This is a genomic window from Agromyces flavus (assembly GCF_900104685.1).
In the GTDB taxonomy this organism is placed as follows: Bacteria; Actinomycetota; Actinomycetes; order Actinomycetales; family Microbacteriaceae; genus Agromyces; species Agromyces flavus.
The window spans coordinates 937,361-959,109 of sequence record NZ_LT629755.1 but is presented as its reverse complement, the minus strand read 5'-3'; the positions used below and the strand labels follow the sequence as shown (position 1 = coordinate 959,109).

The 21,749-nt window shown below is 71.9% G+C and carries 16 protein-coding genes; 7 read left to right on the top strand and 9 right to left on the bottom strand.

Annotated features, from left to right (window positions below; translation table 11 throughout):
* Positions 1 to 90: 90 nt before the first annotated feature.
* Both mnmA and BLT99_RS04510 read right to left on the bottom strand, forming a co-directional pair.
* Entirely contained in the window at positions 91 to 1,212 is a 1,122-nt protein-coding gene (gene mnmA / locus BLT99_RS04515) for a tRNA 2-thiouridine(34) synthase MnmA (RefSeq protein WP_092669634.1), read from the bottom strand.
* A gap of 51 nt (positions 1,213 to 1,263) precedes the next feature.
* Entirely contained in the window at positions 1,264 to 2,499 is a 1,236-nt protein-coding gene (locus BLT99_RS04510) for a cysteine desulfurase family protein (RefSeq protein WP_092669632.1), read from the bottom strand.
* Between the two features lie 50 nt (positions 2,500 to 2,549).
* Here BLT99_RS04510 and glgX point away from each other — a divergent pair, with 50 nt between their 5' ends.
* A complete protein-coding gene (gene glgX, locus BLT99_RS04505) occupies positions 2,550 to 4,715 on the top strand; it encodes a glycogen debranching protein GlgX (protein ID WP_092669630.1) in 2,166 nt (721 codons plus the stop codon).
* Entirely contained in the window at positions 4,715 to 5,212 is a 498-nt protein-coding gene (gene ybaK / locus BLT99_RS04500; RefSeq protein ID WP_092675618.1) for a Cys-tRNA(Pro) deacylase, read from the top strand. Before glgX ends, ybaK begins: the two co-directional genes overlap by 1 nt.
* A 100-nt stretch (positions 5,213 to 5,312) precedes the next feature.
* Here the strand turns inward: ybaK and glgP are convergent, their stop codons facing one another.
* Complete coding sequence (glgP, locus tag BLT99_RS04495) at positions 5,313 to 7,877, bottom strand: alpha-glucan family phosphorylase (RefSeq protein ID WP_092669628.1); 2,565 nt, start codon at positions 7,875 to 7,877, stop codon at positions 5,313 to 5,315.
* Between the two features lie 110 nt (positions 7,878 to 7,987).
* Here glgP and BLT99_RS04490 point away from each other — a divergent pair, with 110 nt between their 5' ends.
* The 3 genes from BLT99_RS04490 (at position 7,988) to glgB (ending at position 13,471) form a co-directional block, all read left to right on the top strand.
* Positions 7,988 to 9,190, top strand: a complete 1,203-nt coding sequence (locus BLT99_RS04490) for a Fic family protein (RefSeq protein ID WP_092669626.1) — start codon at positions 7,988 to 7,990, stop codon at positions 9,188 to 9,190.
* Between the two features lie 121 nt (positions 9,191 to 9,311).
* The gene (locus tag BLT99_RS04485) at positions 9,312 to 11,270 is read left to right on the top strand and encodes an alpha-1,4-glucan--maltose-1-phosphate maltosyltransferase (protein WP_301296051.1); all 1,959 of its coding nucleotides are present in this window, start codon (positions 9,312 to 9,314) and stop codon (positions 11,268 to 11,270) included.
* Positions 11,267 to 13,471 carry a 1,4-alpha-glucan branching protein GlgB gene (gene glgB, locus BLT99_RS04480; RefSeq protein WP_092669623.1) on the top strand — a complete coding sequence of 735 codons (2,205 nt, stop codon included), beginning with the start codon at positions 11,267 to 11,269 and terminating at the stop codon, positions 13,469 to 13,471. The genes BLT99_RS04485 and glgB overlap by 4 nt, the downstream gene beginning before the upstream one ends.
* A gap of 22 nt (positions 13,472 to 13,493) precedes the next feature.
* Here glgB and BLT99_RS04475 read toward each other — a convergent pair whose 3' ends face one another.
* Complete coding sequence (locus BLT99_RS04475; RefSeq protein WP_092669621.1) at positions 13,494 to 14,456, bottom strand: tetratricopeptide repeat protein; 963 nt, start codon at positions 14,454 to 14,456, stop codon at positions 13,494 to 13,496.
* Entirely contained in the window at positions 14,453 to 16,324 is a 1,872-nt protein-coding gene (locus tag BLT99_RS04470) for a hypothetical protein (protein ID WP_092669619.1), read from the bottom strand. Before BLT99_RS04470 ends, BLT99_RS04475 begins: the two co-directional genes overlap by 4 nt.
* Positions 16,325 to 16,570: 246 nt before the next feature.
* On the opposite strand from BLT99_RS04470, the gene BLT99_RS04465 reads away from it, so the two are divergent.
* On the top strand, positions 16,571 to 18,181 hold the full coding sequence (locus BLT99_RS04465) for a DivIVA domain-containing protein (protein ID WP_092669617.1): 1,611 nt from the start codon (positions 16,571 to 16,573) through the stop codon (positions 18,179 to 18,181).
* Positions 18,182 to 18,208: 27 nt separating this feature from the next.
* Entirely contained in the window at positions 18,209 to 19,273 is a 1,065-nt protein-coding gene (locus tag BLT99_RS04460; RefSeq protein WP_092669615.1) for an AI-2E family transporter, read from the top strand.
* A gap of 6 nt (positions 19,274 to 19,279) precedes the next feature.
* Here BLT99_RS04460 and BLT99_RS04455 read toward each other — a convergent pair whose 3' ends face one another.
* From BLT99_RS04455 to BLT99_RS04440, 4 genes are read right to left on the bottom strand one after another with little or no spacing between them, the layout of a single operon-like run.
* Positions 19,280 to 20,017: an alpha/beta hydrolase gene (locus tag BLT99_RS04455; RefSeq protein ID WP_092675615.1), complete on the bottom strand. Its 738-nt coding sequence runs from the start codon at positions 20,015 to 20,017 to the stop codon at positions 19,280 to 19,282.
* 11 nt (positions 20,018 to 20,028) lie between these two features.
* A complete protein-coding gene (locus BLT99_RS04450; RefSeq protein ID WP_092669613.1) occupies positions 20,029 to 20,337 on the bottom strand; it encodes a hypothetical protein in 309 nt (102 codons plus the stop codon).
* A gap of 44 nt (positions 20,338 to 20,381) precedes the next feature.
* Positions 20,382 to 21,143: an aggregation-promoting factor C-terminal-like domain-containing protein gene (locus BLT99_RS04445; protein ID WP_229724665.1), complete on the bottom strand. Its 762-nt coding sequence runs from the start codon at positions 21,141 to 21,143 to the stop codon at positions 20,382 to 20,384.
* Positions 21,144 to 21,190: 47 nt separating this feature from the next.
* On the bottom strand, positions 21,191 to 21,745 hold the full coding sequence (locus BLT99_RS04440; protein ID WP_092669612.1) for a DivIVA domain-containing protein: 555 nt from the start codon (positions 21,743 to 21,745) through the stop codon (positions 21,191 to 21,193).
* Positions 21,746 to 21,749 lie beyond the last annotated feature (4 nt).

Sequence of the window (21,749 nt, the reverse complement as noted above, 5' to 3'; positions counted from 1 at the left end):
CTCCTCGGACTCGCGCGCGCCGGTGGGGGTGGCCGGCGCCAACCCCAGAGAATCTACGCGATCCACCCCCGATCGGGGTACACGACGCACTCAGGCGTCAGCCGGCACCGCGCTCACCGTCCGGTCGATCGTGCACTGGCCGAGCACGCGCGTGCCGACGTAGACCACCGCGGTCTGGCCTGGTGCGACGCCGTCGAGCGGCGTGTCGGGAAAGACGACGAGCTCGGTCGAGCCCGAGGAATCCGCCTGGACTCGTGCGACCGCCGGCACCGGATCGGCGTGCGCGCGGATCTGCACCTCGCAGGCGAACGGATCGGCAGGCTCGGCGGGCGGCTCCCCCGCCCAGGTGTACCGCGAACCGGCGATCTCGGCGATCGCGAGCGCCTCCTTCGGCCCGACGACGACGGTGTTCTCCTTCGGGCGCACCTCGAGCACGAAGCGCGGCTTGCCGTCGGCGGCCGGGGTGCCCAGCCGCAGGCCCCGCCGCTGGCCGACCGTGTAGGCGTGCGCACCCTCGTGCGAGCCGACGACGGCGCCGGTGCGGTCGATGATGTCGCCGGTGGCGACGCCGACCTTCTCGCCGAGCCATCCGCGCGTGTCGCCGTCGGGGATGAAGCAGATGTCGTGGGAGTCGGGCTTCTGGGCGACGCTCAGACCACGGCGCGCGGCCTCGTCGCGCACGAGCTGCTTCGACGGCGTCTCGCCGAGCGGGAAGTAGGCGTGTGCGAGCTGCTCGGCCGTGAGCACCCCGAGCACGTACGACTGGTCCTTGGCCCACGCGCTTGCGCGGTGCAGCTCACGGCGGCCCGCGGCATCCGTCAGGATCGTCGCGTAGTGCCCGGTGCACACGGCGTCGAACCCGAGCGCGAGCGCCTTCTCGAGGAGCGCCGCGAACTTGATGCGCTCATTGCACCGCATGCACGGGTTGGGGGTGCGGCCCGCGGCGTACTCGGCGATGAAGTCGTCGACGACGTCGGCCTTGAACCGCTCGGAGAAGTCCCACACGTAGTACGGGATGCCGAGCACGTTCGCGGCCCGCTGGGCGTCCATCGAGTCCTCGATCGTGCAGCAGCCGCGGCTTCCCGTGCGCAGCGTGCCGGGCATGCGGCTGAGCGCGAGGTGCACGCCGACCACGTCGTGCCCCGCGTCGACGGCGCGCGCCGCCGCGACGGCGCTGTCGACGCCGCCGCTCATCGCTGCCAGGACCCGCATGGGTTCCAGTGTACGAACCCGGTCCTGAGCGGATGCCGCGCGGCCGCCCGATCAGCGGTCGAAGCTCGTGACCCTGTCGGCCATGCCCGCGCGAGTCGCGCGCTCGACCGCACCGGGCAGCGCCGCGAGGAACGCGTCGACGTCGGCGTCGGTCGTGGACCACCCGAGCGTGATGCGCAACGCCCCGCGCGCCTCGGCCTCGGTGCGACCCATCGCCAGCAGCACGTGCGACGGCTCGGGCACGCCGGCCTGGCAGGCCGATCCGGTCGAGACGGCGACGCCCGCGGCATCCAGCAGGAACAGCAGCGAGTCGCCCTCGCAGCCCGGGAAGGAGAAGTGCGCGTTCCCCGGAAGCCGGGCGCCGGGGTCGGAATCCCCGGAGAGTCGCGCGTCGGGCACGGCGTCCGCGACGCCCGCGACGAGCCGATCGCGCTGCCGCGCCATCCGCTCGTGCTCGATCTCGCGCTGTTGGGCCGCGACGCGGGCCGCCGCCGCGAACCCCGCCGCGGCCGCGACATCCTGCGTGCCCGAGCGGATGCGACGCTGCTGCCCGCCGCCGTGCAGGAGCGGCTCGATATGCGTCGACCGGTCGAGCACGAGGGCGCCGATACCGACGGGCCCGCCGATCTTGTGGGCCGAGACGCTGATCGCGACCAGGCCCGAGCCCGCAGGCGCGGCCGTGTCGCGCCGCACCGCGTGCAGGTCGATCGGCACGTGCCCGTACGCGGCGATGGCATCGACGTGGAGCGGCACGCCGGCTCGCGCGCAGAGCTCGGCCGCCTCGCGCACCGGCTCGATCGTGCCGACCTCGTTGTTCGCCCAGAGCATCGTGACGAGGGCGACGGATGCCGCGTCGCGCTCGAGCGCGGCGGCGAGCGCGTCGACCCGGAGCCGGCCCACCTCGTCGACCGGGAGTTCCTCGACCTCGGCGCCCTCGACCTCGGCCAGCCATCCGACGGTGTCGAGCGTGGCGTGGTGCTCGCCGGCGGGCAGGAGGATGCGGCGGGCGCCGGCCTCGCGGTGACGGCGCCAGTACAGCCCCTTGATCGCGAGGTTCACGGCCTCGGTGCCGCTGCCCGTGAAGACGACCTCGATCGGGTCGGCGCCGAGCGTCGCCGCGACCTGCTCGCGCGACTCCTCGAGCAGGCGCTTGGCGTTCTGGCCCGCGCTGTGGATCGACGCCGGGTTGCCGACGAGGTGCAGCGCGCTCGTCATCGCGTCGATCGCCTCGGGGCGCAGCGGGGTCGTCGCCGCGTGATCGAGGTAGACGGGGTCGCGGCCGGGCATCGCGCACCTCCTGATCGGGAACCGGTTCCCTTCGAACTACTGTAGTTCGCATGTCTTCGGCCGATCCGCTCCGCGACCTCGGGGTGCGCACCGGACCGGACGGAGGCACCGTCCGGGTGTGGTCCGAGCACGCGACGTCCGTGGAGCTGGTCGTCTTCGATCCCGAGGACCTCGATTGGGCCGCGGCCCGAGTGCCGCTCGTGCGGGGTGCAGACGGGGTGTGGGAGGCGGCGTCGGCGGCACTGGTCACCGGCGCACGGTACGGGCTCAGGGTGGACGGTCCGGCGGGCGTCGAGCATGCCTTCAATCCCGTCCACACGCTCCTCGATCCGTGGGCGCGCGGTCTGCAGGTGGCGGGCGACGGCTCCTGGCGCGGCGTCGTGCTCGATTCGCTCGCCAGCGAGGGGTTCGATTGGGCCGGTGCGGCGAAGCCGCGCGTGGCACTCGACCACACGGTCGTCTACGAGGCCCACGTCCGAGGATTCAGCCGACTCAATCCTCGGATCCCCGAGGCGCTCCGCGGCACCTACGCGGGCCTCGCGCATGACGCGTCGCTCGAGTACCTGACCGGGCTCGGCGTCACCACGATCGAACTGCTCCCGGTGCAGGCGTTCGTCCCCGAGCAGCGGCTCGTCCGGCAGGGGCAGGTCAACTACTGGGGATACAACACGCTCGGATTCTTCGCGCCGCACACCCCGTACGCGAGCGCCGCGGCGCAGGCGGGCGGTCCCGCCGCGGTGCGGCGCGAGTTCGCGGGCATGGTCAAGCGGCTGCACGAAGCGGGCCTCGAGGTCGTGCTCGACGTGGTGTACAACCACACCGCCGAGGAGGGTCGGCAGGGTCCGACGTACAGCTTCCGCGGCATCGACAATGCGGCGTACTACCGGCACGACGTGCACGGCCGCTACGTCGACACCACCGGCTGCGGCAACACCCTCGACTTCGGCCACGACGCGCCGGTTCGACTCGTGCTCGACTCGATGCGGTACTGGGCCGAGGAACTCCAGGTCGACGGATTCCGCCTCGACCTCGCGGCGACGCTCGGACGCGACGAGCTCGGCGCGTACTCCCCCGACCATCCGCTCCTGCAGGGCATGCTCGCCGATCCCGTCATCGGCGCCTCGAAGCTCATCGCCGAGCCGTGGGACGTCGGCCCGTTCGGCTGGCAGACGGGCAACTTCGCGGCGGGCTTCAGCGAGTGGAACGACCGCTACCGCGACCGCATGCGCGACTTCTGGCTCGGCGACCTGCGTCGCGAGCGCGCGGGCGAGGCGGGCAGCGGCATCGGCCGCTTCGCCACGCGACTCGCCGGATCGTCCAACACGTTCGCCCACGAGCGCGGGCCGCTCGCGAGCCTCAACTTCATCACCGCGCACGACGGGTTCACGCTCGCCGACCTCACGGCCTACGACGTCAAGCACAACCTCGGCAACGGCGAGCACAACCGGGACGGCGCCGACCACAACAACTCCTTCAACCACGGCGTCGAGGGGCCGACGGATGACGGGACCATCGCCGCGGCGCGCCGGCGCAGCATCCGGAACCTGCTCGGCACGCTGCTGCTGTCGGCCGGCGTGCCGATGCTCACCGCCGGCGACGAGTACGGTCGCAGCCAGCGCGGCAACAACAACGCGTACTGCCACGACTCCGAGCTGACCTGGCTCGCGTGGGACGGCGGCGATCGCGACACCGCACTCGAGGCGACCGCGCGGCACCTGCTGCGCCTGCGCCGCGAGAACCCGGCATTGCGGCCGGTCCGCTACGGCCGCTTCGGCGAGACCGTGCCGAGCGCGTCGCAGATGGACTGGTACAACGCCGACGGCGCGACCATGACCATCGACCACTGGAACGACGCCTCGCAGCGCACGCTGCAGTTCATGGCGGCCTCGACGCCCGAGTTCGAGGAGTACAACCGGATCCTGCTCGTCGTGCACGCCTCGGAGACCGAGGCCGCGGTGCTCCTTCCCGACCACCCCGGCGTCGAGGACTACGAGCTGCTGTGGGACTCCGCGCGCGAGGAGCCCGACGGCGACCTCGGCACGAGATTCGAGCCGGGCGATCGGATGCCGGTGGCGCCGCAGTCGATGCGGCTGTTCCGCGCGCACGGCGAGCCCTCCCCCGGGCCGGTCGATACGGCAGCCGCGAGCATCGACGTCGACGTACTGCCGGATGCCGACGATGCGACCGCGCCCGACGAGCGCGCGAGGGCGCAGTGATGGCCAGGAGGGCGGATGCCTCGGTCGGAACGCCCGCGACGGTCGCGCTGACGCGCGCCGGCATCGCCTTCACGGCGCACCCCTACGAGCACGACCCGCGCGCCGCGGCCTACGGACTCGAGGCCGCGGAGAAGCTCGGGATCGAGCCGGCACGCGTGTTCAAGACCCTGCTCGCGACCGTCGACGGCGGGCTCGCGGTCGGCATCGTGCCGGTCGCGGACCAGCTCGACCTGAAGGCGCTCGCGGCGGCGCTCGGCGGCAAGCGCGCCGAGATGACCGACCCCGCGCTCGCGGAGCGCAAGACCGGCTACGTCGTCGGCGGCATCAGTCCGATCGGGCAGAAGACGCCGCTGCCGACCGTGCTCGACGAGAGCGCCATCCTCTGCGAGACGGTGTTCGTCTCGGGTGGACGCCGCGGCCTCGACCTGGAACTGACGCCCGACGACCTCCTCGCGATCACCGCCGGCCGCTACGCCCCGATCGCCCGCCCGCGCTGAGTTCGGCGGACACGTCCGTTTCAGGAACACGGAGGCTTCTCAGGACCATCTCGCAGATGCGGTCCTGATCAGCCTCCGTCTTCCTGAAACAGCGTGTGGGTCAGGAGGCGGCGGCGACGAGGCCGAGTTCGGCGGTCGTGAGCAGCATCGGATGGCGCGGCACGACGCGCACCGTGTACCCGAACGCCCCGGCGCGGTCGAGCGTGATCGTGCCGACGTAGACGCGGGTCGCGGCATCCGTCGTCGACTCGCCGTCGGGATCGAGCACGGCCACTCGGGCGTCGTCGATGCGGTCGTCGCCGTGCGAATGGCCGAAGACCACCTCGACGGACACGTCGTCGGGGCTCAGCCAGCCGAGCGCGACGTGGGCGCGCAGGTGCAGCTGGTCGCCCACGTGCGGCGTCGAGTCGAGCCCGCCCGACTCGACGTGCGAGACCTGCACGCCCTCCCACGCGGCCCGCACGCCCGCGACCCATTCCGCGAGCTCGCGAGCCCGCTTTGCGCCGTTCGCGGCGACGAGCTCGGCGTGTTCGGCCGCGGGCCGGTACAGGCGCTCGACGTACTCGCGCACCATCCGGTCGGCTCCGAGCTCGGGCGCGAGGTGCGTGAGCGTTCGGCGCACGCGCGTCATCCACTCGGTCGGCACGCCGTCGTGGTCGCGGTCGTAGAACAGTCGCGTGATGCGGTGCTCGATGAGGTCGTACAGGGCGGATGCCTCGATACGGTCGCGCTCGGACGCATCGGGCGCGGCATCCGCCGTCGGGATGACCCAGCCGTGGTCGTCGGCGGCGTACTCGGCCCACCATCCGTCGAGGATCGAGAGGTTGAGCGCCCCGTTCATCGCGGCCTTCATGCCCGACGTGCCGCACGCCTCGAGCGGGCGGAGCGGGTTGTTCATCCACACGTCGCAGCCCGGGTAGAGCGTCTCGGCCATGCCCATGTCGTAGTCGGGCAGGAACACGATGCGTTCGCGGAGCTCGGGCCGCTGCGCGAACTGCACGAGGCGCTGGATGAGGCGCTTGCCCTCCTCGTCGGCCGGGTGCGCCTTGCCCGCGATCACGAACTGCACCGGACGGTCGGGGTTGGTGAGGATCGCGGCGAGGCGCTCGGGATCCTGCAGCATGAGGGTGAGCCGCTTGTAGGTCGGCACGCGCCGCGCGAACCCGATCGTGAGCACGTCGGGATCGAGCACACGTCGCACCCAGTCGGGCGCGACGGCGCCGGCGTGCTGGTCGGCCCACGCGGCTGCCAGGCGACGGCGGGCGTCCTCGACGAGCTGGAGCCGCATGCCGCGCTTGACGCTCCACAGCTCGGCGTCGCTCACGGCGGGGCTCAGCCAGTCGGCGTGCTCGGTGTCGCCCGTGCCGAGGCGCTCCTCGGCGAGCTCGAGCAGGGCGGGGTCGGTCCATGTCGGCGCGTGGACGCCGTTGGTGATGGAGGTGATCGGCACCTCGTCGGCGTCGAAGCCGGGCCAGAGGCTGGCGAACATGGATCGGCTGACCTCGCCGTGCAGTTTGGAGACGCCGTTCGCGTGCTGCGCGAGCCGCAGGCCCATCATGGCCATGTTGAACGCGCTCTCGTCGGGATGCACCCCGGGCTCCAGGCCGAGCGGCAGCGCATCGGCGGGATCGACGCCGGGCAGCAGGCCCGATTCCAGGTACTGCGCCACGAGCGCGCGATCGAATCGATCGATGCCCGCGGGCACGGGCGTGTGCGTCGTGAACACCGTGCCGGCCCGGACGACCTGCAGGGCCTCGGCGAACGTGAGCCCCTCGCCGATGCACGCCGAGATGCGCTCGAGGCCGAGGAAGCCCGCATGCCCCTCGTTCATGTGGAACACGTCGGGGAGCGGTCGCGCCACGAGCTCGGACCATGCGCGCAGCGCCCGGACCCCGCCGATGCCGAGCAGCAGCTCCTGCTGCAGCCGGTGCTCGCCGCCGCCGCCGTAGAGCCGGTCGGTGACCTGGCGCAGGTCGTCGTCGTTCGCCGGGATGTCGGTGTCGAGCAGCAGCAGCGTCACCCGGCCGACGGCCGCCTGCCAGACGCGCGCGTGCAGGCTGCGGTCGCCCGGGACGGCGAGCGTGACCTGGACCGGCGTGCCATCCGCCCGGCGCAGCACCGAGAGCGGCAGCCCGTCGGGGTCGAGCGCCGGGTAGCGCTCCTGCTGCCAGCCGTCGGGCGCGATGGCCTGCGAGAAGTAGCCGGCCTTGTAGAACAGGCCCACCGCGACGAGCGGCACGCCCAGGTCGGATGCCGCCTTGAGGTGGTCGCCTGCGAGGATGCCGAGTCCGCCCGAGTACTGCGGCAGCGCGGCGGTGATGCCGAACTCGGGCGAGAAGTACGCGATCGTCTTCGGCGTCCCGAGGGCGAGGGACTGGTACCAGCGCGGCTCCCCGAGATATGCGCGCAGCGCGTCGCGCTCGCGCTCGGCCCAGCCGAGGTAGCCCTCGTCGTTCGCGAGTTCGTCGAGGCGGCGCGGGTCGACGTCGCCGAGGAACGCGATGGGGTCGCGCTCCGAGCGCCGCCATCCGACCGGGTCGATGTGCTCGAACAGCCGACGGGTCGGCTCGTGCCACGACCAGCGGAGGTTCGCGGCGAGCTCCTCGAGCGCGCTGAGCTGCGGCGGCACCACGGCCCGGACGGTGAACTTGCGGATCGGCTTCACGGGTTCAACCCTAAGCGGGGTCGTGTGTCCGGCAGGTGAACGGATGCCTCTGCTCCGCTCGGGATCCGTAACCAAAGGTTTTGGACACAAGCTTTGGTAAGGTGAGGGACATGCGAGCGGATGTCGCCGAGTGGCCGCCCGTCGAGTACGAGGCCCGTGCGTGGGTGCGGACGGGCGCCGAGATCGCCTCGCGCCGCGCGCTCCGCGCCGCGAGCGGCCCGTATCGCGCGTCCGTCCCGCCGCTCATCGCCGATCGCCGGGCGATCCTGTCACCCGAGGTCCTGGCGACGGCCGACGACGCCAGCCGCGAGCTGACGCGATTCGACAGCGAGGTCGGACACATCACGGCACCGTTCGCCGCCATCCTGCTGCGGACTGAGAGCGCCTCGAGCTCCGAGGTGGAACGGCTCACGGCGAGCGCGAAGCAGGTCGCACTCGCCGAGCTCGGGCAGGCGCGATCCGGCAACGCGCGACTCGTGGTGGCCAACGTCCACGCGATGAACGCGGCGATCGACCTCGCCGACCGCCTCGACGAGGCCGCGATCATCATGATGCATCGCGCGCTCCTCGAGGAGACGGCACCTGGGGTCGTCGGCGGCTGGCGCTCCGAGCAGGTCTGGATCGGCGGCGGATCGATCTCGCCGCACTCGGCCGAGTTCGTGCCGCCCCACCACGATCGCGTCCCCCAGCTCATGGCCGACATGATGCGCTTCGTACAGCGGACCGACCTGCCGGTGCTCGCGCACGCGGCGCTCGCGCACGCGCAGTTCGAGACCATCCACCCGTTCCCCGATGGGAACGGCCGGACCGGGCGCGCGCTCATCCAGTCGATGCTGCGTGCCGGCGGAGTAACGGAGAATGTCGCGGTGCCGGTCTCGGCCGGGCTCCTCCATAACACCGAGGGGTACTTCGGTGCGCTCGACGCCTATCGGGCGGGCCGGGCCGAGGAGATCGTCGACGCCCTCTCGGAGGCGTCGTTCGCCGCGGTCGAGAACGGTCGTGCCCTGGTCGCCGACATCCGGGAGGCGTCCGCACGGTGGAACGCCGTCGTGACGGCGCGCGCCCATTCGTCGGTGCACCGCGTGACGGCCTTCCTGCTCACGCAGCCCGTCGTCAACGTGCAGGCCGTGGCTGCGGCCGTCGACGTGAGCGAGGTCGCCGCCGCGGGCGCCCTGACCCGGCTCGAGGAGGCCGGCGTGCTGAGCAGGGCCTCGAGTGGCCCCCGCTACCGCGTCTGGCAGGCCGACGAGATCCTCGCCGCGCTCGATGCGTTCGCCGCGCGAGCGCGCCGACGACGACGGGCGGCGCACTAGCTCCCGGCGGCACGCTGCGCAACCCGGCCTGCCGTTCCCCCGGCATCCGCGCTACGGTCGGAACGTGACCAGCCGACCCGTTCGTGCCGGCCGGATCCCCGTGACCCGGCTCACGCCCGCCCTGCCAGATCCGCGTTGGAATCCGAAGGCGTTCGCCGGGGAGGTGGTCCCGTTCCGCGCCACGGTCTTCCGCGAGGGGCACGACCTGGTCGGCGCGATGCTGGTCCTCACCGATCCCGCTGGAGCGGTGCAGCGGCACCGGATGACGGCCCTCGCGGCGGGCACCGATCGCTGGGAGGCGCGGGTCCGGCTCGACGGGATCGGCACCTGGACGTGGCACGTGACGGGCTTCGGCGACGAAGTGGGCACGTGGATCCACGACGCCGAGGTGAAGATCGACGCGGGAGTGGACGTCGAGCTCATGTACGAGATCGGCGCGCGCCTCGCCGAGCGCGCGGCGGCCCAGCCCGAGCGTCCGGCCGCCGTCCGCAAGCGGCTGAAGGCCTACGCGACGGCCCTTCGCGACACGGCGGCCGCGCCATCCGCTCGCCGCGCGCTGCTGCACGACCCCGTGCTCGCCGAGTTCGACGCGCGACCGCTCGCACGGTTCACGACCGACTCCGAGGAGCAGGCGCTGCTCGTCGAGCGCCGTCGAGCGGGCGTCGGCTCGTGGTACGAGTTCTTCCCCCGCTCCGAGGGGGCGCGGCAGCTCAAGAAGAACGGCGCCTGGAAGTCCGGGACGTTCCGGACCGCGCAGAAGCGGCTCGACGGCGTGGCGGCGATGGGCTTCGATGTCGTCTACCTGCCGCCGATCCATCCGATCGGCGTCGCATTCCGCAAGGGACCGAACAACACGCTCACCCCGGGGCCGCACGACCCGGGCTCGCCGTGGGCGATCGGTTCGGCCGCAGGCGGTCATGACACGGTCCACCCCGACCTGGGCAGCCTGGCGGACTTCCGCGCCTTCGTGCGTCGCGCCGCCGCGCTCGGCATCGAGATCGCGCTCGACCTCGCGCTGCAGGCCTCCCCCGACCACCCGTGGGTCGCCGAGCACCCCGAGTGGTTCACGACCCTGCCCGACGGCACGATCGCCTACGCCGAGAACCCGCCTAAGAAGTACCAGGACATCTATCCCGTGAACTTCGACGACGACTTCGAGGGTCTCGTCGCCGAGGTGACGAGGATCGTGCGGCTCTGGATGAAGCAGGGCGTGCGCATCTTCCGCGTCGACAACCCGCACACCAAGCCGCTCGCGTTCTGGGAGCGGCTCATCGGCGACATCAACGCGACCGACCCCGACGTCGTGTTCCTCGCCGAGGCGTTCACGCGCCCGGCCATGATGCAGGCCCTCGCGATGGTCGGCTTCCAGCAGTCGTACTCGTACTTCACGTGGCGGAACACCAAGGCCGAGCTCGAGGAGTTCCTGACGAGCGTGTCGCAGGAGACCGCCGACTTCATGCGGCCCAACCTCTTCGTGAACACGCCCGACATCCTGACCGAGTACCTCCAGTTCGGCGGCCCGGCGGCCTTCACGGTGCGGGCGACGATCGCCGCGACCGCCGCCCCGCTCTGGGGTGTGTACTCGGGCTTCGAGCTGTTCGAGTCGGTCGCGCGCCCGGGCGCCGAAGAGGCCATCGACAACGAGAAGTACGAGTACAAGCCTCGCGACTTCGCCGCAGCCGAGGCCGAGGGCCGGTCGCTCGCGCTCTACCTCGGCATCCTCAACCGCATCCGCGCCGAGCACCCCGCGCTGGGGCAGCTGCGCAACATCCGCTTCCACTACAGCGACGACGACTCGGTGCTGGTGTACTCCAAGCACTTGGAGGGCCGATTCATCGACGGGCGCGCCGACGACGACCACGACACGATCCTCGTCGTGGCCAACGTCGATCCGCACTCGGTGCGCGAGACCACCGTGCACCTCGACCTCGCGGCCATCGACGTGCCCGCCGACCGTCCGTTCGCGGTCGAGGACCTCGTCACCGGCGAGCGCTGGGACTGGGGTGAGCACAACTACGTCCGGCTGGACGCGTTCACCCAGCCCGTCCACATCCTCCGAGTGATTCGAGGCGCCTCATGACCGACACCTCCCACGTCCAGGCGCCGGCGGTGTCCGATGACCTGCTCCTCGCGGTCGCCGAGGGGCGTCACCACGAGCCGCATGCGGTGCTCGGACAGCACGGGTTCGACGCGCCCGGACAGGGCGGTGCGCACACCGTCATCCGCGTGCGACGCCCGCTCGCGGCGTCCGTCGACGCGTTGCTCGACGACGGCACCGAGCTGTCGCTCGAGCACGTCGCGCACGGAGTCTGGGCGGGGTCGGGTCCGTTCGGGCCGACGGGCTACCGGGTGCGCGCCCGCTACGGCGACGGCAGCGAGTGGACGACCGACGACCCCTACCGGTACGCGCCCACGATCGGCGAGGTCGACCTGCACCTCATCGGCGAGGGCCGGCACGAGGAGCTGTGGAAGGTGCTGGGCGCGCACCACCGCGAGTTCCCGTCGGTGACGGGCCCGCTCCGCGGCGTCTCGTTCACGGTCTGGGCGCCGCGGGCACGCGCCGTCCGGGTCGTAGGCGACTTCAATCGCTGGGACGGCACCGGCCACGCCATGCGGAACATGGGCTCGAGCGGTGTGTGGGAGCTGTTCGTGCCCGACCTCGAGCCGGGTGCCGCCTACAAGTACGAGATCCTCGCCCAGTCGGGTGAGTGGATCATGAAAGCCGACCCCATGGCGCGTCGCGCCGAGGTGGCACCCGCCACCGCCTCGATCGTCACCACGTCGCAGCACGAGTGGGCCGACGGCGACTGGATGGCGGGGCGCGCGCAAGCGAATCCGCACGAGCTGCCCATGAGCATCTACGAGCTGCACCTCGGCTCGTGGCGCCCCGGCAAGGGCTACCGGGACATCGCCGACGAGCTCATCGAGTACCTGGAGTGGCTGGGCTACACGCACGTCGAGTTCCTGCCGCTGGCGGAGCATCCCTTCGGCGGCTCATGGGGCTACCAGGTGACCGGCTACTTCGCGATCACCTCGCGGTTCGGATCGGCCGACGACCTCAAGTACCTCATCGATCGGCTGCATCAGGCCGGCATCGGCGTGATCATGGACTGGGTGCCCGGCCACTTCCCCAAGGACGAGTGGGCGCTCGCGCGCTTCGACGGCGAGCCGCTCTACGAGCACGCCGACCCGCGACGCGGTGAGCAGAAGGACTGGGGCACCCTGGTCTTCGACTACGGCAACCCGCGCGTGCGCAACTTCCTCGTCGCCAACGCGTTGTTCTGGTTGGAGGAGATGCACGTCGACGGCCTGCGTGTCGATGCCGTCGCCTCGATGCTGTACCTCGACTACTCGCGCGACGAGGGCGAATGGCTGCCCAACTGGTACGGCGGCCGCGAGCACCTCGAGGCGATCGGCTTCCTGCAGGAGGCGACGGCGACGGCGTACAAGCGCAACCCCGGCGTCGTGATGATCGCCGAGGAGTCCACCTCGTGGCCCGGCGTCACGGCACCGACCTCCTCGGGCGGCCTCGGATTCGGCTACAAGTGGAACATGGGGTGGATGCACGACACCCTGCAGTACATCCAGCGCGACCCGATGTACCGCTCGCACCACCACGGCGAGCTCACGTTCTCGTTCCTGTACGCGTTCAGCGAGCACTTCATCCTTCCGATCAGCCACGACGAGGTCGTGCACGGCAAGGGCTCGCTCGTGCGCAAGATGCCGGGCGACCACTGGCAACAGCTCGCCAACACGCGCGCGTACCTGGCCTACATGTGGGCGCACCCGGGCAAGCAGCTCCTCTTCATGGGCCAGGAGTTCGGGCAGCTGTCGGAGTGGAGCGAGGAACGCGGCCTCGACTGGTGGATCCTCGACCAGCCGACCCACCGCCAGCTCGCCGAGCTCGTCGGCCGGCTCAACCGCACCTATCGCGACACGCCGGCCCTCTGGCAGCTCGACGACGACTCCGACGGGTTCGACTGGGTCGAGGGCGGCGCGGCCGACCTGAACGTGATCGCGTTCCTCCGGTACGACCGCGAGCGCGGGCCGCTGCTGTGCGTCGTGAACTTCGCGGGTCGACCGCACGAGGGGGTGCGATTGGGCCTGCCACTCGCCGGACGCTGGCGCGAGGTCCTGAACACGGACGCCACGGAGTTCGGCGGCTCGGGCGTGGGCAACCTCGGCGGCGTCGACGCGACCGACGAGCCCTGGGGCGGCAAGCCCGCCTCGGCGACGTTCACGCTGCCGCCGCTGGCGGCCGTCTGGTTCCGGCCCGAGTAGGCACGAGCCGGTCAGATCAGGTTCAGTACAGGAGCATCGCGAGCCGTTGGCGGGCGGCGCTCACGCGCGGGTCCTCGACTCCGACCACCTGGAACAGCTCGAGCAGGCGCTCGCGCACGGTGTTCTTGCCGACGGCGTCGAGCTTCGGGAACAGCTCGAGCAGGCGCGCGAACGCGTCCTCGACGTGCCCGCCCGACAGGTCGAGGTCGGCGACGTCGAGCTGCGCATCGATGTCGTCGGGGGCGGATGCCGCGCGGTTGCGGATCTCGTCGAGGGTCTTGCCCTGCAGTCGTCCGAGCAGGTTGGCCTGCGCCAGGCCCGCGACCGCGAGGTCGTCGCGCGGGTCCTGCGCGATCGCGGTCCGGTAGGCGGAAGCCGCGGCAACGTAGTCGCCCCGGCTGATGGCGTCGAACGCCTCCTGGTGCAGCGGGGGCAGCGGCTCCTCGACCGGCTCCTCCGGCTCGTCGGACTCCTCGGCGCCGTCAGCGCCCGGCACGCGGCCGTCGACGCCGTGGCGCGCGGCGATCTCGAGGAGCTGGTCGAAGACCTGCTCGATCACGTCGTCGGGTTGCCCGCCCTCGAACAGCGGCACGGGCTGCCCGCCGACGAGCGCGACGAGGGTCGGGATGGCGCGCGCCTGCAGGGCCTGCACGAGCTGCGGGCTGGCATCGGCGTCGGCTGCGGCCAGCACGAGCCGGCCGTCGCGCGCGCGGACGAGGCGTTCGAGGGTCTCGACGAGCTGCACGGACTGCTCGCTCCACGAGGCCCACAGCGCCACGACGACGGGGATCGAGCGCGAGAGCTCGAGGACCTGACCGAAGCCCTGGTCGTCGGTCGCGACGACCACCCCGCCCGGGACGGGGCCTCGCCCTGCGCCGCCGTTCGCGCCATCCTGCGCACGACGCTCCTCGCGGTGCACGAGTCCGGACAGGTCGACCGCGCCTCTGAGGTTGGCGGGCTGCTGCGGGGGAACGGCGTTCGTCACGGGACCTCCGATGCTCCGATGAGGGACTCCGACCAGCCGAGCAGGCGGATCTGCTCGTCGGCGCCGACGGCCGGGACGTAGAACATGAGCTGGATGCCGACGACGCGCTGGACGCCCTTGGCGCTCTTGTCGTCGAAGCCCGAGAGCGCACGGCCCGGTCCGGGCTCGAAGCCGACGGTTCCGCCGTCGTTGGGCGTGACCTTCTCGGTCTGGTTGATCGACACGGTCACGAGCGCGCCGGAGTCGTTGGTCGCGAGCGCGACGGTCGGGCTGTCGCCCACCACGTTCGAGAACGCGATGTCGGCCGTGTCGGGCAGGCTCTCGGCCGTCGCCTTCTGTCCCTCGACGCCGAGCTGCTGGAGGACCACGTCTCCCTCGGGGTCGAAGAACTCGGCGAACTCGGACTCGGGGCCCTTGAGCAGCACGTCGGCGTAGGCCGCGGCGACTTGGCCGGTCGGCATGACGAGTCCCTTGAACTCAGGGCTGATCGGCGGTGCGCCGATGCTCGCCGGAGCCACCTCGGGCACGTCGGCGTCGGGGACGAGAGCCGTCGCGTACACCACCTTGTAATTCTCGCGCGGCGACTCCTGGCGCATCACGAGCGCGGTCGGGGCGACCGTCTCGTCGTCGCTGTTCTTGGCGATCGTGAGGACGGTGCGCGGCCAGCCCGTGGCCTGCTGCGGCAGCGTGAGCGTCAGGGGGGCCGCCGGAATCGCGGGCAGCGCCGGGTGGTCGGTCACGGAGCCGCGGATGACGTAGTTGGCCTTGCGCGCCTGGAACGCGGGGCCGGCGAAGCGCTCGGTGAGGCGCTGGACGTCGCGCGACTCGTCGACCTCGGTGGTGAACACCGCGACGCTGCGCATGATGCGCTCCATCTGCGGGACGGTCACGGCCGGGACGACCTCGGCCTCGCCCTCGGCCGCGGTGTCATCGGCGGGCTGATCGGTCGCCGCGGGCGTCGCGGGTGCCGAGGTCTCGGGCGTCGCCGCGAAGTCGGGCCAGTAGTCCGACGAACACGCCGAGAGTGCGATCGCGGGGACGAGCAGCACCGGGAGCAGCGCGACGCGCCGGGCACGCCCCGACGTGCGACGGGGCCCGGCACCGGATGCCGCCGCTCGCTGCGATCGCGTCGGACGCGGCGCGCGCGTGAGCTTGCCCTTCGGTCCCTTCGGGAGGTTGCGCCGCGGGCCGCGCGACCGGCGATGCGCGAGCACCCCGGAGATCACGAGCGCGATGCCGACGAGGAACACGAGCCCGCCGCCGGCGATGAGCGGCCCCGCCCACGGCGTGGAGTTGTCGAGGGGCCAGGCGACGACGATCCGGCCCGGCGCGGGCTCGGTGCCGTCGGAGGCCAGGAGCACCGAGATGCCCTCGGGCACGTCGATGGTCGTGGTGAGCGTGCGATCGCCGGTCAGCTCGTCGAGCCACAGGTCGCTGCCGGCCGGCGAGGCGGCCGGCTCGGCCGTCTCCTCCGCGCCCTCGGCATCGGGCGCCGGAGTCGCTTCGGGCTCGGTCGTCTCGGGCGTCTCGCCCTCGGCCGACTGGCCCGCGACGACCTCGTTCGTGAACTCGCCCGCGTCGGCGTCGTACCCGACCGACACGTAGGAGTCGTCGCCGATCCACGCTTCCACGTCGTCCGTCCGCCCGTAGGCGAGGAACACGGTCTCCGATCCGGAGACCGTGATGGTCTGCTTGCCCGATTGCGCCGCGAGCGCCTCGGGCTCGAGCACGATGTAGTCCGCCTGATCCTCGACGACGGTTCCCAGGGAGATCCGATCGGGCTCCAGGAAGACCGTCCGTTGCGCGATGCCGAAGCCGATCATCACAGCCGCGGCGGCGAACGCCAGAATGGCGAGAACGAATCGCACGCAGTTACCTCCAGGCCGCTCACGCGGCATCCGACAAAGACACCCCACACTACCGACGCTGTCTGGGAGTCTCCTAACCGATGACTGGATGTCGCGGGCGGGCGTCGTCGGGCCGGACGGGGGGTACGGCGGACACGATCACAGGACGGACACGGTGCCCCCGGGGCGCGCCCGGCCGTATGATCGGAGGCGACCCGCGCGCCCCACAACCCCCCACATCGCGGGACACGGACCCCGGAGGAAGAATTGGCCGTCGAAGAGACCGAGTTCACGCAGGTATTCCGCGGATACGACAAGGACGAGGTCGACCGGAGCATCAACGCGCTCCGCCGCGAGATCATCACCGCGAACAACGCGACCGGCGAGCTGCAGAAGGAGAACAAGCGCCTCCTCACGCGCATCGACGAGCTGACCGGCGAGCTCGAGGAGGTCGGCAGCCCGACCTTCTCCGGCCTCGGCACCAAGCTCGAGAACACGCTGCGCGTCGCCGAGGAGCAGTCGACCCGGCTCATCGCGCAGGCCGACATCGACGCCGAGAAGCTCCGCCGCGCCGCGGAGGACGAGGCGCACCTCATGCGCTCCGACGCGCACGAGCTCGCCGAGCGCACCCTCTCCGAGGCGCGCGCCCAGGCCAACCGCCTGCTCGAGAACGCCCGTGCCGAGGCCGACGACATGGTCGCGCGTGCCCAGGAGGCGAGCGAGCAGCTGCGCGAGGACGCGAACCGCGACGCCGCGGCCATCCAGGGCGCCGCATCGACCGAGGTCGCCGAAGCGCGCTCGACCGCGAAGCGCGAGGCGGCCGCCCTGGTGGCCGAGGCCGAGCGCAAGGCGGCCGAGATGCTCGTCGCGGCGAACACCGAGGCCAACGAGGCGCGTGCCGCCGCCGCGGGCCTGCAGGAGGAGACCGAGCAGACCCGCGCCGAGGTCGCGATCGAGCTCGACCAGAAGCGGGCCGAGCTCGCCAAGGAGACCGAGCAGGCGCGCATCGACCTCGCCCGTGAGACCGAGCAGGCACGCCTCGACCTCGAGCGCGAGACCGCCGAGTCCCGGGCCGCGATCGAGGCCGAGGTCGAGGAGCGCCGCGCCGCGCTCGAGCACGAGCTCGAGCAGGCCCGCACCGACCTCGAGCGCGAGCTCGAGGCCGCGCGCGCCAAGCTCGTCGAGCAGCGCGAGCAGACCTCCGTCGACCTCGAGCGCGAGTCCGAGACCGCGCGCCTCAAACTCCAGCACGAGCTCGACCGCATCCGCGCGAAGCACGCCGCCGAGCTCGACCAGATGCGCGCCGACCTCGCCCTCGAGCAGGAGCAGGCCCGTGCGGACTTCGAGGCCGAGGCCGAGCAGGCCCGGATCGACCTCGACAACCAGCTCACGTCGATGAAGAAGAAGACGACGCACGAGGTGAACCGCATGCGTCGCGAGATCGAGCGGGCCCGCATGGACCTCGACGCCGAGCTCGCGACCAAGCGCGACGAGGCCGAGCAGGAGCTCCTGGCGGCGCAGCAGGAGGCGGCCGAGCAGACGAAGAAGTTCCTCGCCGACGCGAACGCCGAGCTCGAAGAGGCCATCGCCCGCACCAACCAGAGCCGTGCCGAGGCCGAGCGCCTCGAGACCGAGGTCCGCAGCGAGGCCGCTGCGTCCCGCGAGAAGGCCGACGAGGAGGCGCGCGAGCGGGTCGCCGCCGCGCACGCCCAGGCGCGCAAGCTCATCGCCGACGCCGAGGAGCGCACGCGGTCCCTCGTGGCCGACGCCGAGGACCGGCTCGCGCAGATCAAGATCGAGCGCGACGCGGTCGCCGGCTACTTCGAGAGCCTGCGCGGAGTCCTCACGCAGGCCGAGCAGGTCGCGAACCGGAAGTAATCGAGCGGAACGGGTCGGGGCGCGTCGGTGAGGATCCAGAACGCGTTCCGGCTCGCGCTCGTCGGCACGCTCGGCGTCGGCGTCGGCCTGCTGATCCTCTCCGCCGTCGCCAGCCTGTCGACGATCCTGACCTACATCGGAGCCGCGCTGTTCCTGGCCCTCGGCCTCGAGCCCGCCGTGAGCGGGCTCGAGCGCCGAGGGCTTCCGCGTTGGGGCGCGATCGTCCTCGTCATCCTCGGGGTCGCGGCCGTCGTCGCGGCCCTGCTCCTGGCAGTCATCCCGATCATCGTCGACCAGGTCGCCGAGCTCATCGCGCAGGTGCCCGGCATCGTCGCGCAGCTGAACCGCGTCGACTGGATCGAATGGCTCCAGGAGCAGTTCCCGCTGCTCAAGATCGACGAGATCAGCGAGCAGGCGGGCGCGGCGCTCACCGACTTCTTCACCAATCCCGACAAGCTGAGCGAGCTGCTGGGCGGCGTCTGGGCCGTCGCCCTCGCCATCGGGGGCGGGGTGTTCGCGGTCATCGTCGTCGCGGTGCTCACCGTGTACTTCACGGCGTCGCTCGACGCGATGAAGCGGGCCACGTATCAGCTGGTTCCCGCCTCACGACGCGCGCGGTTCGCCGACCTCACCGAGCAGATCACGCAGTCCGTCGGCCGCTACGTCATCGGGCAGGTGTCGCTCGCCGCCGTCAACGGCTTCCTGAGCTTCATGTTCCTGTCGATCATCCGCGCGCCGTTCCCCGCGGTGCTGGCGTTCATCGCCTTCCTCTTCTCGCTCGTGCCCCTCGTCGGCACGCTCACGGGCTCGATCATCATCGTGCTGCTCTGCCTGATCCCCGGGCTCGGGTCGCCCCTCACGGGGCTCGTGGCGGCGATCTACTACCTGATCTACATGCAGGTCGAGGCGTACGTGCTCTCGCCCAGGATCATGAGTCGCGCGGTCAAGGTTCCGGGCGCCCTGGTCGTCGTCGCCGCGCTCGCGGGCGGTGCGCTGCTGGGCATCCTCGGAGCGCTCGTCGCGATCCCCATCGCGGCCGCGGCACTGCTGATCATCAAGCAGGTCGTGATCCCGCGCCAGAACGAGCGCTGACGCGCCTCACGCCTCGGGCTGGGCGACGGATGCCGCGGGCCAGTGCGTCGGCAGCGGCAGCGCCGCCGGATTCACCGCGCGGACGATCTCCTCGAGTACTCGGCGCGTCTGCGACTCCCCCACCCAGAGGTGCTTGCCGCCCTCGACGTCGATGCGCGTGAGGTGCGGAAGGCCGGCGAACCGCTCTGCCGCCTCGGCGGGCTTCAGGTAGTCGTCGTGCTCGGGGATGATCGCCACGAGCGGCACCGGCGCCGAACGCCACCGTGCGAGCTCCTCGTCGGTGGTGCGGTGCAGGGGCGGCGACAGGAGCACGGCGCCCGCGATGCCGTGTTCGAGGCCGTACTTGAGGGCGAGTTCGGTGCCGAAGGACCAGCCCACGAGCCACGGGACGGGCAGGCCGCGTTCCTCGACGAAGCGCATCGCGGCAGCGACATCGGCGCGCTCGGCCAGGCCCTCGCCGAACGCACCCTCGCTCCGGCCCCGTGGCGACACCGTTCCGCGGGTGTTGAAGCGCAGCACGGCCAGGCCCGCGAGCGCCGGCAGCCGGGCGGCGGCCTTCCGGATGATGTGCGAATCCATGAACCCGCCGGCAGTGGGCAGCGGATGCAGCGTCACCAGCGTCGCGACGGGCGGACGGTCGACCGGGGTCGCCAGCTCGCCGACGAGCCGCAGCCCGTCGCTCGTGCGCAGCTCGATCTGCTCCCGGTGCGCCGGGAGTTCGACCCCCGCGCGGATCTCGGTCATCGTCTCGTCGGTCACGTCGGTCCGATCCTCCAGCAGTGCGTGTGCCAGTGCCGTCGCGAGGCGAGGTCGGCAGCGTCGCCGAGCACACCGTCGGCCCGCCACGCCACCAGGTGCGCGACACCCGGCTCGATCTCGAGGCGGCATCCCGGGCAGAGGTACGCCTTCACGGCCTGGGCCTCGCTCACGGGCTGCACGTTCCACTCGCGGCCTGCGCGCACCTCGGTGCGGCGCCATCCGGCCGTGAGCCGTTCGACGTCGAGTTCGGGATGCGGCTCGCGCGACTTGGCCGCACGACCACGGGAGCGGTGCGAGCGGGCCATGACCTCAAGTGTACGGTCGGCTCGGAGCGCGTCGGGTCGGCCGGTCAGTACCAGCCGTTGGCCTCGGAGTGCGCCCAGGCGCCGCAGGGCGTGCCGTACCGGCCCGAGATGTACCCGAGGCCCCATTCGATCTGGGTCGCGGCGTTCGTCTCCCAGTCGGCTCCCGCGGTCGCCATCTTCGAGCCGGGCAGCGCCTGCGGGATGCCGTACGCGCCACTGGGGTTGTACGCGTTCACCCGCCAGCCCGACTCGCGGTTCCACAGGGCGACGAGGCAGTCGAACTCGGTACTCGGCCAACCACGGGCCGCGACCGCACCGGCCGCGTACGCCTGCGCCGATCCGGGGTCGGGCACGATGGCGGGCGGCGCCCAGCCGGCACCGGCGGGCTCGGGCTCGGGCTCGGGCTTCTTCTCGACGAGGTAGCCCTCGGCGGCGACGGATGCCGCGGCGATGTCCCCGTCGACGGCGTACTCCTGGACGGCCTGCCCGCCGAAGCGGTCGACGGGCGTGTACGTCGACGAGGCGGTCGCGCCCGAGTACGGGTCGACGATGTTGACGAGCAGGAAGCTCACCGATGCGGCGAAGGCGAAGGTCACGGTCGCCGCCTGCTTGATCGGACCGGCGACGCGGTTCCGGGCGGGCGACGAGACGTTCGCGCGGGACGCCTCGCGCGCCCGCGGCGCCGGGTCGTCGCGGCGCATCGCCGCAGGGCGGACGGGAGCGGACGAGCGGGGCACGTTCACCCGCGCGTACTCGCGTGCGGAATCGGCCGGCGATACGCCATGCTCACCCGAATGCCTGCCCACGATTGGACGAGTGTATCGGAGGGACCCGTCCGGGTCGAACCGGACCGTCACCGGACGGCGAGCATCACGTCGACGACCGCGTCGAGGACGAGGTCGACCTGCGATTCCCGGTACCCACCGCGCTGCGCCGTGAAGACGACCCCGCGCACGTCATCGATCGCGATGGGCCATCCGTCGCGGAAGTACCGCGTGAGCCGTTCGGCGAATCGGTCGACCTCGCGCACGTTGTAGCCGAGCGCCAGCACGCTCACCCGATCGAAGCGCTCGCCCTCGGGGCGCGCGAGCCGGTTCGCCACGACCTGCGCGGTCGTGCGGGCCTCGGCGAGCCAGGCGTCGTCGCCGTGGAGGCGCGAGGCGATCTGGCGCTCGCGGTACGCGAAGGCGTCCTCGAGCCGCTCCATGGCCGCATCGACATGCGCCGTCGAGAAGCCGCCCTTCTGCATCGAGAAGGCGGTCAGGCGGATCCGCTCGGCATCGAGTTCGGGGTCCTCGCGCTGGGGGCGCCCGTCGTACGCGCGCCGGGCTCGCTGGAAGAAGTCCTCGACCTCGGTCGTCTTGTAGCCCAGCTGGTTCTTGCGGGCACGGGGGAACGTGGCATCCACCGCA

What these genes read in the sequence shown, in the direction of transcription:
- mnmA (WP_092669634.1), bottom strand. Translation starts at nt 1,212, where the DNA reads ATGCGGGTCCTGGCAGCGATGAGCGGCGGCGTCGACAGCGCCGTCGCG.
- BLT99_RS04510 (WP_092669632.1), bottom strand. Translation starts at nt 2,499, where the DNA reads ATGCCCGGCCGCGACCCCGTCTACCTCGATCACGCGGCGACGACCCCG.
- glgX (WP_092669630.1), top strand. Translation starts at nt 2,550, where the DNA reads ATGTCTTCGGCCGATCCGCTCCGCGACCTCGGGGTGCGCACCGGACCG.
- ybaK (WP_092675618.1), top strand. Translation starts at nt 4,715, where the DNA reads ATGGCCAGGAGGGCGGATGCCTCGGTCGGAACGCCCGCGACGGTCGCG.
- BLT99_RS04490 (WP_092669626.1), top strand. Translation starts at nt 7,988, where the DNA reads ATGCGAGCGGATGTCGCCGAGTGGCCGCCCGTCGAGTACGAGGCCCGT.
- glgB (WP_092669623.1), top strand. Translation starts at nt 11,267, where the DNA reads ATGACCGACACCTCCCACGTCCAGGCGCCGGCGGTGTCCGATGACCTG.
- BLT99_RS04455 (WP_092675615.1), bottom strand. Translation starts at nt 20,017, where the DNA reads ATGACCGAGATCCGCGCGGGGGTCGAACTCCCGGCGCACCGGGAGCAG.
- BLT99_RS04450 (WP_092669613.1), bottom strand. Translation starts at nt 20,337, where the DNA reads ATGGCCCGCTCGCACCGCTCCCGTGGTCGTGCGGCCAAGTCGCGCGAG.